The organism is Bremerella volcania, assembly GCF_007748115.1.
Classification (GTDB): Bacteria; Planctomycetota; Planctomycetia; order Pirellulales; family Pirellulaceae; genus Bremerella; species Bremerella volcania.
In genome coordinates, this window is record NZ_CP036289.1 from 1,993,169 (window position 1) to 2,007,669 (window position 14,501).

Sequence of the window (14,501 nt, forward strand, 5' to 3'; positions counted from 1 at the left end):
GTTACTCACTTCCTAATCGGGGCAATCACATGCGTCGTGGGACGCTCTTTCTGCAGGGCCTGCACCCCCTCTTCGGTGACGTCGGTCGCACTCAGTTGCAGCGTCCGCAGGACGGGAGCTTTGTGCAGGTGTTTCAGCCCTTCGTCGGTGATCGGGGCACTGCGAATGTAAAGGTAATGCAGCCTCGGCAGCTTGCCCAGCGGCTGGAGCATGTCGTCGTTCATCTCGTTGTTGGAAAGCTGTACCCGTTGCAAGGCGGTCATGCCCGAGAACGCATCGACCGGCAGCTTCTTGAAGTGGCAGCGGTACAGGTGCAAGTACGAAACCTGATCGAGCCCGCGAAAGAGTTCCATCTCTTCTTCATGAAGGACGGTACGCATGATGCTCAGCGATTGTAGCTGGGTCAGCTTGCCGATCGCTTTGACGCTGCTGTCCTGAGTCTCCTGGCAATCAATGCTTAGCGTGCGGAGCCCTGTGAGGTGCTCGATGCCATCGAGCGAAAACGGCTGGTCGGAATCGATGCGAAGCGTCAAGCTGTCGAGCTTCGGGAGCCGAGTGAGATAATCGAAGTATGGCTGACAGTTGCCGGAGATCAGCAGCGAGAAGTGTTTCAGCTCGGTGAGCTCTTCCAGGTACCACAGGTCTTCCGGTTTCAGATTGCTGGAGTGAAGCGTCAGGTTCTTGAGGTTGGTGAACTGGGCGAGGTTTTGCAGGTCGTACTCTTGCAACTCGCCGGTGATCGTGAGCGCTTCCAGTTCGCTCATCTGGATCAATGTGTTCCAGGCCAATTGGTCGCGCTGAAAACTGGGGCTCAGCGACAAGCGATCGACCCGGGGAATGACCAGCAGCGGTGCCAGGTTCTCCGGGGTTGGTTTCAACGTGTGAATGTTGATGTTGTAGGAAATCGGTCCACGCTCGGCCTGGGGATTGGCCAGTTGAAAGAACTGCGACGAATAGAACTGCACCGACGCGCCGTTTTGCTGCAGGTATTCGATCGCCTCGCCGATCTCGCGCGACTCATACTTCTTGTCGTCCGCCAGGGCGCTGGCGGACGCCAGTGCCAACAGCCCCATCGATAGCAGGCCAAGCAGCAGGGGAGATATTCGATCGTAAGATTTCATCGCCGGAACCTCGTGCCTGTTCACGTTCATCCCAGAAGCCGAAAAGCAGCTTCTATCGTACGTGATTCCGCACCGCACTGCGAGAATTCTACCCTGAATTAGTTCTTTTTGATCGGCGCTGAAACCCGCATATCCGGACGCTCCTTGGTGAGCCAGCTCACGCCGTCGGCCGTAATATCGGTCGTGTAAAGATACACCCGCTGCAGCTTGGGGATTTTGGCGATGTGTTTCAGTCCCTCGTCGGTGATTTCCGCTCCGCGAATGTACAGATAGTTAAGTTCCGGCAGATCGGAAAGCGCGGCCAGCGAATCGTCGGTGATCTTCGTATTGTAAATCTGTAGACGTTCGAGCTTCTCCAGTTCGGCAAACGGCGAAAGATCGTCGTCGGCTAAATTGCTGTTGGTCAGGTTCAAGGACTTCAGGCCCTTCATCTGGCGAAACATTTCCAGTTCGCCGGCGTCGAACGTGACGTTCGAGATCGTCAGCATTTCCAGGTGCGGAAGACCGGCGATCCCTTGCAACTCTTTCCCCTTGATCGCCCGAGCGTTGATGTTCAAGGTTTTCAGTGCGGTCAGATTCTCGATCCCGTCCAGTTCGACTTCTTTCTCGCCCCGCAGGTTCAGCACCAACTGCGAGAGATGCGGCATGTTGGGTAGCGCTTTGAACGAGGTTTCATCCTCTCCATCGACATGGATCGAGAGCCGCTGCAGATTGACCAACGCTTCGAGGTACCACAGGTAATCGGCATCGACCTCTCCGATGCGAACTTCCAGCGACTCGAGATTCGAGAACTCGGCGATGTACTGCATATCCTCGTTCTTGAGGTTGTCCATGATGTACAGGTGTTCGAGTTCACCGAACTGCGAGAGGGTCTTCCACGTCTTCTCACTCCGCTCGAACTCGCTGGCCAGGTACAATCGCTCAACCTGGGGCAGCACCAACAGCGCGTCCAGGTTCTCCTGCGTGGCTTTCATCGCGAATAGATTGACCGTGTACGGGATCGGACGCGAGGTATCGACGATCGGACCGCGCACGCCATCGCGCGGGATGTTGAAGTGGATACGCGCTCCGTTGGCTTGCAGGTGCAGAACCGCTTCACGGATCTCCGGCGACTCATAGCGGCGATCGTCCGCGCTGGCCCCTTGTGAGAAGAACATCAGGGCAACGAGACCGAGGCTGAACGTCCAGTGGCGAAGCACGGATATAGGCAAATTCATCGCGAGGCCTTGCAGGCAGCTAGGGGGTTCAGGTTAGTGATCCGTTGCCTAAGTTTACCGCATTTCAGTACGTTTGGTCGACTAAACGGCCGCGAATTATTGAGGGACTTCATCGATCGCCAAGAAGATCGCCCAACTCAACTGCTTCCTCTTAAGGGTCAGCCTCTCAGGCCTTGGGTGGATTCGCTTTTATCGGGAGGTTTATTTCCCTGTTCTGCGGCAACGTACCAATTAGCAGCTGCGCAGGGCAAAGATGAGCACGATGAACAAGATAAATCCACCCACATACAACCACAAAGGTGGTGGATCTCCCGAGTTGTAGTTCGCGTCCGGCATCCCCCCAGTGTGGATCAAGCGGCGGTGCCACTCAAGGCGCGGGGTCTGGAAAGAGAAGGGGGATCACCGTTAAGCGTCCCCCTTTAAACTTGACTTAGTTCGCCTTAGTCGCGGCGGGCCGAGGCCAGCATCAAGTAGTACATCAAGGTCATCACTGACTGCAGTGTTCCCGCCACATAGGTCAGGGCAGCGGCATTCAGCACGCCGCGCACCGCGGGCATTTCGTCGCGGGGAACGATGTTCATATCGATCAGAATCCCACGAGCACGGCTACTGGCGTCGAACTCGACCGGCAAGTTAATCAGCTGGAAGAAGACCACGCAGCTGAACAGCGCGATGCCTCCCCAGATCATCCCTTGACCGAGTGCTGGAATCGAACTCGAAATGAGCAAACCGATAAACAGCAGGATGAAGCTGAAATTCCCACCGAATTGAGCCGCCGGGACGGCCATGTTGCGGATGATCAGCGGGGCGTAATTGCGCGCATCCTGAATGGCGTGGCCTGCTTCGTGAGCCGCAATACCTACCGACGCGGCGGTTCGCTCGCCATAAACCTCAGGGCTCAGGCGAAGGACCTTCGCACGCGGATCGTAATGGTCGGACAAGTGTCCAGCAACCCGCTCGATCGCCACGTTCTGCAGACCGGCCGCATCCAGGATATGACGTGCCGCGGCCGCTCCGGAAAGGGGTGCGGCTTGCTTCATGGCTTTGGCATAGGCGGACCGCAACCACAACTGAGCGAGCATGCCTAAGATGATCGCCGGGGCAATAAACAGCAGGTAACGGAAGTCGAAGATCACGGTTTATCACTCCAAAAATGGACTGTTTTTCAAAGGGATCGAGGCGAAATGCCTGCAATTTTGGCAGTGGAAAAACTGCCAAAACCTTATCAAGCAAACATCGGACCAACGCATAATTATAGGGCTTCGCTGGCGGGGGGCTATTTCTTTTGAAAACCTAACTCAGAAGTTACTCAAATCGCGTGAATCCCCGTTGGATAGGGCTGGTTCTGAGTTAAATTAGAGAGTTTGGCCCATCTATGATTGTTATTCGATATTTCCTGCCTAGCATTTCCCAAGTCGATTCTATGCCACCAGTTTGTCAGCGTTTTTTGGGACTTCTTCTCGTTCTCTCGCTTGCCAGTTGCCGGCCCATGCCGCCAGAGATCTCGCAAAATGCGTTGCCGATTTCCGCGGACGAGAAGATTGAGCCAGAGAAGCTCCGCGAGCGGATCGACCAGGTCCTCGACTTCACGCTGAAGCATCGCCACCTGAACACCCAGGATCACGCCGCCTGGCAGATCCTGCACGGCAGCCTGGCCTACGGTCGGGCCTTTCCGGTGATGCACGAAGGCCAGCCGATTCCGGTGATCGACTACCTGGCCGAAGGGGGCCGGATGAATGGTTGGACGATCGAGCGCGGCTTCAAGCTCCAGTCGAAAGAAGAAGGCAAAGACAACTTCGGCATGCGGGCCGTCACCGAGCCTGGCACCAGAGCAGGGCAGGGGCACTACGATCAGTGGCTGGCTATTCTTTCGCAGTGCGACGTCCCACCGGACGCGACCTTCGTGGTCGGGCCTGACACCTTCACGATGACCAACTTCGTGCAGCAGGTTCAGCTCGACACGTCGCGCAATCACCTCCGCGAATTCAGTTGGACCTTGATCGGTCTGACCAAGTATTTCCCCACCGACCACAGCTGGACTGACATCTCTGGCAAAAAGTGGAGCATCGCGGATCTTGCTCAGATCGAAATCGAACAAGGCCTGGCCAACGGTGCCTGTGGGGGAACGCATCGCTTGATCGGCCTGACGATGGCCCTTAATCGCCGCAAGAAAGCGGGCCTGCCCATCGAAGGGGTATGGGCCGACGCCGAACAGCTGATTCAGGAAAGCATCACCGCCGCTCGGCAATATCAAAACCCCAACGGCGCGCTGAGCGTCAACTACTTCCAGCGTCCCGGCAGCTCGCCGGACCTGGCCGAAAACCTGGGCACCACGGGGCACACGCTCGAGTTCCTTTCGCTGGCGCTCGACGACGAGCAGCTGAAAGAAGAGTGGGTCCGCCGGGCGGCTTCGTACCAGTGCGAAGTCTTCGAACGCACCCAGCAGGTTTCGCTCGAATGTGGTGCGCTGTACCACGCCGCGCACGGGCTGGTTTTGTATCGCGAACGTGTCTACGGTCCGCGCGAATACTCAGCCGAGTAGTTACCTGCTAAAGTTCGTCAACTCGTTTCATCTTCACCGGCAACAGACGCACGTCGCTCCCCATTTCGCTGACGGTCATCGTTTCGTCGTCCGAGAACCGCAGCTGGAGCGTCCGCACGCGGTCTTCGTCTTGCAGCTTGAGCTGTATCAGATCGGGCAAGGCTTCCGCGATTTCATAGGTCAGCTGCTTCTCGGCCGGTGGCAGAATGGTTTGGGCTTCGATCGGCTCGGTTTGAATCCGCAGCTCGTTTTCGCCGACGAACTGCATCGTCAGCTGGGCAACATCCGTGTGCGGAGACTCGTTTGCGGCGTCTCGATCGCCGGCTACTTTCGGTGCGACCGAAGCATGATTGACCGGCCCCGATATCTGGATGATGCCGTGCCAGGTACCTTCCAATGGACGTTCTGCCGACTGACAGCCCGTTAGTGCTGCAATACAGGCAATTAAAATGCCTATGGAAAATAATTTATTCATGGCTATTGCCTATTGTTTATAAGTGTGAATAATAATTTCCAAGTCACCTGAAGTCTCTGCGGAAAGTTTCTCGGCAGTCGGCTTTATCTCCCACACCGTGACGTGCGTGAACCGATCACCATCCGCCCCTTGCGAGGTGGTGCGGAAATTGGCACCATGGACGATGGTCCCGATCAAATCCGGTTCTCCAGCTACCATAATTTCTGCAGTACCCCAACACCAGGGAGAGTTTGATGAGTGTTTTAGTTCAACAGCCAGCTCCGGATTTTTCCGCCGAAGCAGTGATGGAAGATGGCTCGTTTAAGAAGATCAGTCTGTCGGACTACCGCGGCAAGTACGTCCTGCTGTTCTTCTACCCGCTCGACTTCACCTTCGTTTGCCCAACCGAAATCATCGCCTTCTCGGAGGCGATCGAAAGCTTCAAGCAGCTGAACGTTCAGGTTCTGGGCTGCTCGATCGATAGTCACTTCTCGCACCTGGCATGGCGTCAAACGCCACGCAGCCAAGGCGGCATCGGCGATATCAAGTACCCGCTGGTCGCTGACCTCGACAAGACCATCGCCAAGAACTACGACGTCCTGCTTCCTGGCGGGATCGCTCTGCGTGGCTTGTTCCTGATCGACAAGGAAGGCACCGTACGTCACCAGGTGGTCAACGATCTGCCATTGGGTCGTAGCGTTGAGGAAGCCCTCCGCATGGTTCAGGCGCTGCAGTTCTTCGAAGCCAACGGCGAAGTCTGCCCAGCCAACTGGAAAGAAGGCGCCCGCAGCATCAAGGCCTCGCCAGAAGCTTCCAAGGAATTCTTCGAAGCCGAATACTCCAGCTAAAACGCTCCAGTCGCGTTCACTCGCCAAAAGGCTCCGAACATAACTCGGGGCCTTTTTTTAATTGTGCATCACTGGATGCATCACCGGGATAATCTTGTCCCCTCGCCCCCGTCTGCGGGGGAGAGGGCTAGGGTGAGGGGGCCTCACACAGGCTTATAGCGCCCAGGCAATCCAAGTTCCAGTCGATACCGAACACTTGCCTGGCCATTTCGCTTCACACCACGCTCACAAAACCATCTCCCTGCGAGGGAGATGGGACAAGATATTTGTGGCTGACCGCACCGAATTCGCCGGAAATCACGGAACCGATTTCCCGTTTCGCATTCGTTCTGCCATAATAGACGTAGGTATTGCCAGCCTCCCACACGCTGGCACCCAACAACAACCCACCCACCTACTTAGTGCCCCGCCCAGAATCTCAGCGGGGCGTGCCGTCCTCGCCAGGAAACCCACCCAGCAAAGTCACCAAGCCCTCTTGGCGACGGCCTAACACCATTGGAGAGAGAACACCATGAAATCGACGCGCTTTGTCGTGGCGATCGCCGCCGCTTCGCTTACCCTGGCTGGCAGCTTGCTGGCCGCGGAAAAATCGGAAACGGTCACCCTGGGCGATCCCTCCCTGACGGCCGGCATCCCCGGCGAAGGCCCACTCAAGCTGAAAGAAATCAACCAGTGGCTGGCCAATCCCAAGAACCATGAAGTGCTGAAGGTCGAACTTCCGTACGGCCTGAACGCCGCCTCGGGGCAGATCACCGGCCTCGACGAAAACCCGATGACCCGGGCCAAGATCGAACTCGGGCGTCAGCTTTACTTCGACCCACGTCTTTCATCCGACAGCACCATCAGCTGCGCCAGCTGCCACCATCCCGATTACGGCTGGGCGTTTAATTCGCAGTTCGGCATCGGCGTCGACGGCCAGCAAGGGGGACGTAACTCTCCCGTTTCGTTCAATCGCATCTTGAGTGGTGCCCAGTTCTGGGATGGCCGCGCCGCGACCCTGGAAGAACAAGCAGTCGGCCCGATCGCCAACCCGATCGAAATGGCCAACACGCACGACGTCGCGGTCAAGACCTTGAAAGAGATCCCCGGCTACAAAGCTCAGTTCGAAAAAATCTTCGACGACGGCGTGAACATCGACAACGTCGGCAAGGCCATCGCCACCTTCGAACGCACGATCGTCACCGGCCCTGCTCCCTACGACTACTACGAAGTGGTCCGCAGCTTCGAGAAGCAGCTGCCCGCCGATGAACTGGAGTTCCTCGAAGAAGACGACCCGGAGCTGTACGCCAAGTACGCCGAGGCGAAGAAGAACGCCGCCGGCATGTCCGAGAGTGCCCGTCGCGGCCGCGAGATCTTCTTCAGCGAAAAGGGGAACTGCACGGCCTGTCACGCCGGAGCCAACTTCACCGACGAACTGTACCACAACCTGGGCGTCGGCATGGATAAGGAAACGCCTGACCTGGGCCGCTACGAAGTGACCAAGCAGGACAAGGACAAAGGCGCCTTCAAAACGCCCACCATCCGCAACATCACCCAAACCGCCCCCTACATGCACGACGGCAGCCAAAAGACCCTGGAAGAAGTGGTCGAGTGGTACGCCAAAGGAGGCCACCCGAATCCGCACCTATCGGACAAGATGAAGAAGCTGAACCTGACAGAGCAGGACAAGCAGGATTTGGTGAATTTCATGAAGGCTTGTACCGGCGAGTTTCCGGAGATTGAGCCGGGGCGGTTGCCTGAGTAAGGGTTTGGTTTCAATGGGATGAAATGGGAAAGCCTCGAGTGTTTGCTCGGGGCTTTTTTTGGCTTCACACAGAATTTTGGGCGATCTGATACCAGAGTAGTTCACGAAAAGTATTTTCGGTATTCAGATTCGGTTAAAAACCTTTATGCAAACTAGATCGTTGCGGGTTACGATAGTCCTAAATATTCTAAGTGACTCATTTGTCTTGCAACATCCTCGTTGCTAACAGCTGAGGTAACTTGATTAGCTTGCAGCGTGAGGTCGAGAGCCGTGAGTGAAGAGCAGCCCAGAACAATATCCAAGTTGACTGAACGCCTTGTTGACAGTGCTTTGGTAATCGGATGTGTCGTAGCCGTTGCCTTCGGGCTTGGCTATTATGCGGAAATTACAGAAGCACGATCAAACATGATGCCAATGGAGCTTCAATATGAACGCTCGGTTAGAGTTACGATTATGCAAGGCACTCTCGTGCTTTTTGCTGTTTTGGGTATGGCGTTCGCAACTTACTGCGTGTTGCTCTGGGTGAAACATCTATACAAACAAGTTGCTCCTGGTTGGTATTTGTGGAGTTATGAAAATTTTAAAATAGGATATGCGAGAAGTACACGAGTGTATCAGTGTGCCGCGATCTTTGCCATTGCAGCCGTGTTTTTGTTTTTAGCTGATTGCTTCATTAGTTTCTATCAGCGTAACTATCCTGAGCTATGGCGGAACCCATCAATAACGAAAATTGAATTGAAGGAGGGGAGAGTTCTTACATTTGATAACGCAACCTACCAATCTCATCGGGATGGAGTGATCGTGATTAAGGACTTGGATCGCGAGAAATTGGTAGTCGTAAACGCGAAAGAAATGGTCTTTTGCGAGCTTGATTCGAGAAGAAAAGTGTATGAAAAGCAAGTAATTTCAGACGAAGAAAAACTCTTTGAAGAATGAAGTGGTGATTGTTTCAAGTGAATTCTTAACTGCGATAGAAGTACCGACAGGGTTGCGTTTGTAACCAGCTAGACTCTCCGTGTGCCACTGACCATCAGAGCCGCCCAGCCCAGACTGGTTTTTTGGTAACAGTTCACATCATCGGCACAAACATCATGAGTGCGAATCACAAAGCCGCGCTGCGTGTCTATTCAAGCACTTTGAATGTCGAAGAACTGACGGCATTGATGGGCACCGCACCTGACAGGACGATCCGCAAGGGCGAGCCCATCAGCAAACACCCGAAAGATAGTCGCCTGCACAAGGACTCGATCTGTTTCTACGACATGGAGACCGACGACCCGGTTGGGCTTCATGTGTGCGTGGAAAGCCTGCTGATGCTTCTAGAGCGATCGAAAGCACGTTTGCTCGCCGAATCGAACGACCTCGGCATGGATATCTTGTGTTACTTGGAGGTAGATTCTGCCCGCGCTAACAACTCGTGTTGCTTTGAACACGATCTCTTGCAGCGACTGGCGGTCTTTCCTTTAAATGTGATAATGAACGCCGTGCCATTGTATTTCCTCATCACACCCATCACGAAACCGCGACCCCAAACAACTTGCCCACCAGCGAAGTCACCACCATCGCCACGATGCCCCAGAACGTAACCCGGGCGGTGCCTTTCCAGATCGGTGAACCTCCGGCCCAGGCTGACAGGCTTCCGAGAATGGCCAGGCCGGCGATCGTGGTACACGCGACGATCCAGGCAATCCACGACGCCGGCGAGAAGAGCGTGGCTACGACAGGGAAGGTGCCCCCGATGCCAAAGGCCGCGGCCGATGAGAACGCCGCTTGCAGCGGCCGGGCAGCGTGAGTTTCCGACATGCCGAGTTCGTCGCGTAGATGCGTTCCCAGGGCATCATGCTCGGTCAACTGCAGGGCGACCTGGTGGGCCAACTCGGGGCTGAGGCCTCGGTCGATGTAGATGTTGGTCAGTTCCTGGAGTTCCCCTTCAGGGTCTTCCTGATGTTCGGCGGTCTCGCGTGCCCTATCGGCTGCTTCTGTGTCGGACTGCGAACTGACCGAGACGAACTCGCCAGCAGCCATCGACAAGGCCCCGGCTGTCAGTCCTGCGACACCGGCCAGCAGCACCGAGGGATGATCCGACTGCGCCGAGGCAACACCGACAAGAATGCTGCCAACGGAAAGGATGCCATCATTGGCTCCCAAAACGGCCGCACGAAGCCAGCCAATGCGATCGTGGCGATGTTGTTCGGGTTTGGGCATGGTTACCAAGTCGTCATGTGCTGTGCTCGTTTCGCCAGGTCCGATGCCTGGTTTCCGACTTCATGATATTCCTTGGCAAAGGGTCGCCATAGCTGGCATGCGACCCGATATTTTGCCCCAACCAACAAAATCCAGCGCGCACTATCTTCCGCCCACCCCAGGCTGGTATACATAAGTCATCTCACGGGAACTCTTCCCCAACACATTCTTTTTCTCGGTGCGTCACAGTTTTCTGCCCAGTACCTCACCACCGTAGCGAGTATCGTCATGTCAGCAGTCCACCAGCAACCTACAGAAAGCAGATCGCGCTCGACCCAGCGCGCTCCGCAGGTTGTGGTGCGCGCTGGGAAGACCTTTCTTTGCTCGGCCTGTGGGACGTTGGTGCAGGTACCCGAGGACGTCGTCGGTCAGCTGGTGATTGCCGTCGAGCGTTCGACGGAGGATCCGTATCGCAGGGAAGAGCGAGCCAGTGTCGAACCTTCTCACGATGTACCGCCGCAGCCTCGTTCCACGCCGGCGAAGACCTGCCCGCCGAGGCCCGGGCGTCCGAAACGCCCTGCGCCGGACGGTAGAGCCGCCCAGATCATCGACGGGCTCCGCGTGCCGCTGGCCGGCGAACTGGACCGCGCGTTGGCGTGGGTTTCGTTTCACCTGAAAGTGCTCGACCGGCAAGGGAGCGAAGTGAAGCGGCTGAAGAAGCTGCTCAAGCAGTCGATGTCCTGTTCACGTTCCCGCGGGCATGCGAAGGAGCCTGCTGCGCGGCGATCGCATGGGCCAGTCAGTCATGCACTCGAAAGACACGCCCAAGCGGACTTGGACGTGTCACCCGGGGTGGATGACGCGCACCAACGCGGGCCTCCCTAAAAAAAACCTGTCCCCTCTCCCTCGCAGGGAGAGGGCCAGTGTGAGGGTTTCATGTGCGCCCTTTGCCCAGCATCGCCGGATGACGTTCCTAAATCGATGGGGACTTCGTTTGCGTGTGTGCTTTCATGCCGGCGGGGATAACCCCTCACCCTAACCCTCTCCCCTCAGGGGCGAGGGGACCGGAATGCGCTCCCCTCGCACGAAGTGGGGACCGGAGCGTGCTGCGCGGATGGGTAAGTGTGCAGCGTCAATGGCCAGTAGCTATAATCAAACGCTCGGCCACGCGCCGCCCACCTTTGATGATTGAACTCCTACCCACATAGGCATCTTGCTCCATGCAACGACGTACGTTTCTTCACGCTTCTGGTTTCGCGGCTCTCGGTCTTGCACTTCGCTCCAGCTTGGGGGAGGAAGGGAAGCGTCCGCCGCGGATTTTGTTGCGATCGTCGTGGCAGACGGTCAACATCGGCGACATCGCCCACACGCCGGGCGTGCTGCGGATTTTGAAGCAGCATCTGCCGGAAGCGGAGGTCACGCTATGGCCGTCGAGCGTCGACAACGGCGTCGACCAACTGCTGCTGCGCGAGTTCCCCGGCTTGAAGATCGCCAAGAAGGGGAGCCCTGAACTCGCCCAGGCATTCGAGGAGTGCGACTTTCTGCTGCACGGATCGGGGGCGTCGATCGTCGCTCAGAACGATTTGATTCAGTGGCACGAAAAGACCGGCAAGCCCTACGGCATTTACGGGATCACCTTCCCGCGGAAGAAGTCTTCGTCGACTTCGGCTGAAAGCGACGATGCCCTGCAGCGAGCGGTCGACGTGCTCAGCAACGCGAGCTTCGTTTACTTCCGCGATAGTAAATCGTTGGAGCTGGCCAAGAGCCTGGGTGCCAAGTCGCCGGTGATGGAGTTCGGGCCGGACGGCGCGTTTGCCTGTGACCTGCGCGATGCCGATCTCGCGGAAGCGTTCCTGTCGAAGCACGGTCTCGAAACGGGCAAATTTCTGTGCTGCATTCCGCGGCTGCGTTATACGCCTTATTGGACGATCAAAGAGGGGAGGGCGTTCGATGCGCAGAAACATGCTCGCAACGAAGCGTTGAAGGAGCACGATCACGCTCCGCTGCGGGAAGCGATTATCGAGGTGGTGAACAACACCGACCTGAAGGTGCTGGTCTGTCCCGAGGATCGTACGCAGATGGCGGTCGGCAAGGAGATGATCGTCGACAAGCTGCCGGCCGATGTGCGGAAGCGCGTGGCGTGGCGGCCTGACTATTGGCTCACCGGCGAGGCGGTCAGCGTTTACGTTCGCAGTGCAGGCCTGTTCGGCAACGAGATGCATTCGCCGATCATGTGCATCGGCCACGGCGTTCCGGCGGTCGTGTGCCGCTGGGAAGAGCAGACGACCAAGGGCTTCATGTGGGAAGACATCGGCCTGGGCGAGTGGCTGTTCGATCATGACTCGGCCGAAGACCAACAGCGGATCGCTGCGACCGTGCTCGACATCGCCCAGAATCCCGAGAAAGCAAAAGCGAAGGCCGCCAAGGCCAAAGCATTCGTCGAGCAGCGTCAATTGGAAACGATGAAGACGCTCAAGCAGGTGCTTAGTTGATAAGGGAAAGGAAGCTGCCGGTAAGTATTGCGCCGAGTTTCCGCACGCGATTTGTACTATCGATTCGACGAAGCAGCGTCAGCCCGTTATGTTGACGTTAGCTTCTCTGATCGAATCTCGAATCACCGAGGAGACCTGTGCGATGAATCGCTTCGCCTGCAGCTTGGTTTTGCTCCTAGTTTCGTCGATCGCTTCGGCGCAGGATTTCACGACGCAAGATCCTCGTTACACAACGACTCCGTCGCAGTACACGACCACGCCGGCAGCGTACACGACGACCCCATCGCGGTATACGACGACTCCGCCTGAGTACGTGCCCCAGGCCGATACCGTCCCCACGACGCCGACGATTCCTACGATTCCGACCAACGTGCCAGGCACCGGCAACAACCCGCTGCCGACCAACCCGGTCACGAGCACAAGTTCGACGCGTGTTACCGCGACACAGACCCTCCAGTCGCAGTCGGTGGAAGTGGTCGCCGTTGAGGAGGAAACCGAGAGCGTGGAAGTACTCGAATCGGAAGAGACCAGCGAAACGGATCCGCTGATCGAGCTGTTCGCCGGGTGTGTCTTGCAACTGGACGAAGAAGAAACGCAGCAGTTCGCGGCGGACTACGACGAGGTTGTCGCTCAAGTGGGGCCGGAGTCAAGCGAAGTTAGTTGGAGCACGCGATTCAAGATCGTACTCTATCTGACGCTGCGGCGGATGTTGGGGCTCTCCGGTAGGTTAGTCGATGCTGGAGATTTTGAGTAAGCGGAGGAAAGGTTACTCGGACGATTCGGTTTCCACGACCTCTTCGACTTCCACGGCTTTGGCATCGGTTGCTGCCGGGGTGTTGTCGGTGAGGAAGAGATGGTCGAATTCCTTTTCGTAGTGACCTTCGCCGTAGACGAGTTCACCCCCTTGGAAGCCGACGATCGAAACGCACATGGCGACCAACAGGGCACCCAGGAACCAGCCCAGCTTCATCTTGCCACTCCCCTCTTCGCTTTTCACGGCTTTATAGGCGACGGGGATGAGGGCCAGCGATCCGATCGCCAGGATGACCCCCAGCCAGCGGTGACGGTCGATGTCGCTCGCAAAGGAAAAGCTCATGCCGTACCCTTCGTGAGTCGCATACGACCAGCCTGACACGCAGGCCACGCAGGCACCCAAGGCACCGACCCACAGGCAATGAAATGCAGCCGACTCGAAGGACGAGCCGGCGAACTTCGACAGCACGAGAAAGACGAGCGAGATCGACAGCAGACCGACCGGCAAGTGCGTCATCGCCGGATGGAACAGCCCTTGGAAGAGCCACACTTTGTACGGCATGCTAAGCTCGGAAACAGGCGTGGCGGCTTCGACGACTTCCGTTTCGGTTTTGGTATCGGGGACCGACCAGTCGTGCTCGGCCCCTTCCTCAATCCACAGTTTGATGGTGGCAAGCTCCGCGGCGGTCATCCCTTCGTGATGGGTTGAGTTGGCCGGAGGCATCTTCAGTTCGGGATCGTCGGTGATGAGATAGTCGCTCCAAAGGGTGCTTGACTCCAGGTCGCCTGGCTCGACGTAGTAGCTCATCATTTCGGGATCGTCGACTCGAAAATCGTTCTTCGCCTTGTCCGGACCGTGGCACTCCAGGCAGCGAACCTCCAACACCGGCTGCACATCGCGACGAAAGTCGATGAGCTTGTCGGCGTTGACGAGACTCGAAAGAGTCAGACTAAGCGAAATTCCAAGTAATATGCGAACGTACATCGAGGCTTCCTGATTGATGGTTTGCTGCCATGTTGGGGAAGGTGGGATGGCTGGCAACAGTCCTGGCTTCATGCGATTTTACGCAAGGTGAAAAACTTACCAAGTGGGCATCACGTTTCGAGACTGCTGTCGAAATCATGCGACTGAATCGCTTTACATCG

General features: G+C 56.8%; 14 protein-coding genes. 8 read left to right on the forward strand and 6 right to left on the reverse strand.

Annotated features, from left to right (window positions below):
* Window positions 1-5: 5 nt before the first annotated feature.
* From Pan97_RS08220 to Pan97_RS08230, 3 genes are all read right to left on the reverse strand, one after another.
* On the reverse strand, window positions 6-1,121 hold the full coding sequence (locus Pan97_RS08220) for a leucine-rich repeat domain-containing protein (protein ID WP_144971617.1): 1,116 nt from the start codon (window positions 1,119-1,121) through the stop codon (window positions 6-8).
* 98 nt (window positions 1,122-1,219) lie between these two features.
* Window positions 1,220-2,338, reverse strand: coding sequence for a leucine-rich repeat domain-containing protein (locus Pan97_RS08225; protein WP_144971618.1), 1,119 nt, complete (start codon window positions 2,336-2,338; stop codon window positions 1,220-1,222).
* 440 nt (window positions 2,339-2,778) lie between these two features.
* Window positions 2,779-3,474 (reverse strand): zinc metallopeptidase, encoded by a 696-nt coding sequence (locus tag Pan97_RS08230; RefSeq protein WP_165698660.1) that lies wholly within the window; start codon window positions 3,472-3,474, stop codon window positions 2,779-2,781.
* A 287-nt stretch (window positions 3,475-3,761) separates the two neighbouring features.
* Between Pan97_RS08230 and Pan97_RS08235 the strand changes: the two genes are divergently transcribed.
* Entirely contained in the window at window positions 3,762-4,880 is a 1,119-nt protein-coding gene (locus Pan97_RS08235) for an ADP-ribosylation factor-directed GTPase activating protein isoform b (protein WP_144971619.1), read from the forward strand.
* A gap of 7 nt (window positions 4,881-4,887) precedes the next feature.
* Here Pan97_RS08235 and Pan97_RS08240 read toward each other — a convergent pair whose 3' ends face one another.
* Window positions 4,888-5,355 (reverse strand): hypothetical protein, encoded by a 468-nt coding sequence (locus Pan97_RS08240; protein ID WP_144971620.1) that lies wholly within the window; start codon window positions 5,353-5,355, stop codon window positions 4,888-4,890.
* A gap of 233 nt (window positions 5,356-5,588) precedes the next feature.
* Here Pan97_RS08240 and Pan97_RS08245 point away from each other — a divergent pair, with 233 nt between their 5' ends.
* The 4 genes from Pan97_RS08245 to Pan97_RS27140 all read left to right on the forward strand — a co-directional run bounded on the left by Pan97_RS08245 (window position 5,589) and on the right by Pan97_RS27140 (window position 9,512).
* Window positions 5,589-6,182, forward strand: coding sequence for a peroxiredoxin (locus Pan97_RS08245; RefSeq protein WP_144971621.1), 594 nt, complete (start codon window positions 5,589-5,591; stop codon window positions 6,180-6,182).
* 511 nt (window positions 6,183-6,693) lie between these two features.
* On the forward strand, window positions 6,694-7,926 hold the full coding sequence (locus Pan97_RS08250; protein WP_144971622.1) for a cytochrome-c peroxidase: 1,233 nt from the start codon (window positions 6,694-6,696) through the stop codon (window positions 7,924-7,926).
* Between the two features lie 270 nt (window positions 7,927-8,196).
* Window positions 8,197-8,862, forward strand: a complete 666-nt coding sequence (locus Pan97_RS08255) for a hypothetical protein (RefSeq protein WP_144971623.1) — start codon at window positions 8,197-8,199, stop codon at window positions 8,860-8,862.
* Between the two features lie 155 nt (window positions 8,863-9,017).
* On the forward strand, window positions 9,018-9,512 hold the full coding sequence (locus Pan97_RS27140) for a DUF4279 domain-containing protein (RefSeq protein WP_144971624.1): 495 nt from the start codon (window positions 9,018-9,020) through the stop codon (window positions 9,510-9,512).
* Here the strand turns inward: Pan97_RS27140 and Pan97_RS08265 are convergent.
* A complete protein-coding gene (locus Pan97_RS08265) occupies window positions 9,439-10,131 on the reverse strand; it encodes a VIT1/CCC1 transporter family protein (protein WP_144971625.1) in 693 nt (230 codons plus the stop codon). The genes Pan97_RS27140 and Pan97_RS08265 overlap by 74 nt on opposite strands.
* Before the next feature lie 267 nt (window positions 10,132-10,398).
* On the opposite strand from Pan97_RS08265, the gene Pan97_RS08270 reads away from it, so the two are divergent.
* The 3 genes from Pan97_RS08270 (at window position 10,399) to Pan97_RS08280 (ending at window position 13,356) form a co-directional block, all read left to right on the forward strand.
* Window positions 10,399-10,995 carry a hypothetical protein gene (locus Pan97_RS08270; protein WP_144971626.1) on the forward strand — a complete coding sequence of 199 codons (597 nt, stop codon included), beginning with the start codon at window positions 10,399-10,401 and terminating at the stop codon, window positions 10,993-10,995.
* 335 nt (window positions 10,996-11,330) lie between these two features.
* Window positions 11,331-12,602, forward strand: coding sequence for a polysaccharide pyruvyl transferase family protein (locus Pan97_RS08275; RefSeq protein WP_144971627.1), 1,272 nt, complete (start codon window positions 11,331-11,333; stop codon window positions 12,600-12,602).
* Between the two features lie 142 nt (window positions 12,603-12,744).
* A complete protein-coding gene (locus Pan97_RS08280; protein WP_144971628.1) occupies window positions 12,745-13,356 on the forward strand; it encodes a hypothetical protein in 612 nt (203 codons plus the stop codon).
* A gap of 12 nt (window positions 13,357-13,368) precedes the next feature.
* On the opposite strand, the gene Pan97_RS08285 is transcribed toward Pan97_RS08280, so the two are convergent.
* Window positions 13,369-14,412 (reverse strand): c-type cytochrome domain-containing protein, encoded by a 1,044-nt coding sequence (locus Pan97_RS08285; protein ID WP_144971629.1) that lies wholly within the window; start codon window positions 14,410-14,412, stop codon window positions 13,369-13,371.
* Between the last annotated feature and the right edge of the window lie 89 nt (window positions 14,413-14,501).

Excerpts from the sequence above, each read along its gene's own strand:
- Pan97_RS08220 (WP_144971617.1), bottom strand. The coding sequence starts at position 1,121 with ATGAAATCTTACGATCGAATATCTCCCCTGCTGCTTGGCCTGCTATCG.
- Pan97_RS08225 (WP_144971618.1), bottom strand. The coding sequence starts at position 2,338 with ATGAATTTGCCTATATCCGTGCTTCGCCACTGGACGTTCAGCCTCGGT.
- Pan97_RS08235 (WP_144971619.1), top strand. The coding sequence starts at position 3,762 with ATGCCACCAGTTTGTCAGCGTTTTTTGGGACTTCTTCTCGTTCTCTCG.
- Pan97_RS08240 (WP_144971620.1), bottom strand. The coding sequence starts at position 5,355 with ATGAATAAATTATTTTCCATAGGCATTTTAATTGCCTGTATTGCAGCA.
- Pan97_RS08245 (WP_144971621.1), top strand. The coding sequence starts at position 5,589 with ATGAGTGTTTTAGTTCAACAGCCAGCTCCGGATTTTTCCGCCGAAGCA.
- Pan97_RS08250 (WP_144971622.1), top strand. The coding sequence starts at position 6,694 with ATGAAATCGACGCGCTTTGTCGTGGCGATCGCCGCCGCTTCGCTTACC.
- Pan97_RS27140 (WP_144971624.1), top strand. The coding sequence starts at position 9,018 with ATGAGTGCGAATCACAAAGCCGCGCTGCGTGTCTATTCAAGCACTTTG.
- Pan97_RS08265 (WP_144971625.1), bottom strand. The coding sequence starts at position 10,131 with ATGCCCAAACCCGAACAACATCGCCACGATCGCATTGGCTGGCTTCGT.
- Pan97_RS08270 (WP_144971626.1), top strand. The coding sequence starts at position 10,399 with ATGTCAGCAGTCCACCAGCAACCTACAGAAAGCAGATCGCGCTCGACC.
- Pan97_RS08275 (WP_144971627.1), top strand. The coding sequence starts at position 11,331 with ATGCAACGACGTACGTTTCTTCACGCTTCTGGTTTCGCGGCTCTCGGT.
- Pan97_RS08280 (WP_144971628.1), top strand. The coding sequence starts at position 12,745 with ATGAATCGCTTCGCCTGCAGCTTGGTTTTGCTCCTAGTTTCGTCGATC.
- Pan97_RS08285 (WP_144971629.1), bottom strand. The coding sequence starts at position 14,412 with ATGAAGCCAGGACTGTTGCCAGCCATCCCACCTTCCCCAACATGGCAG.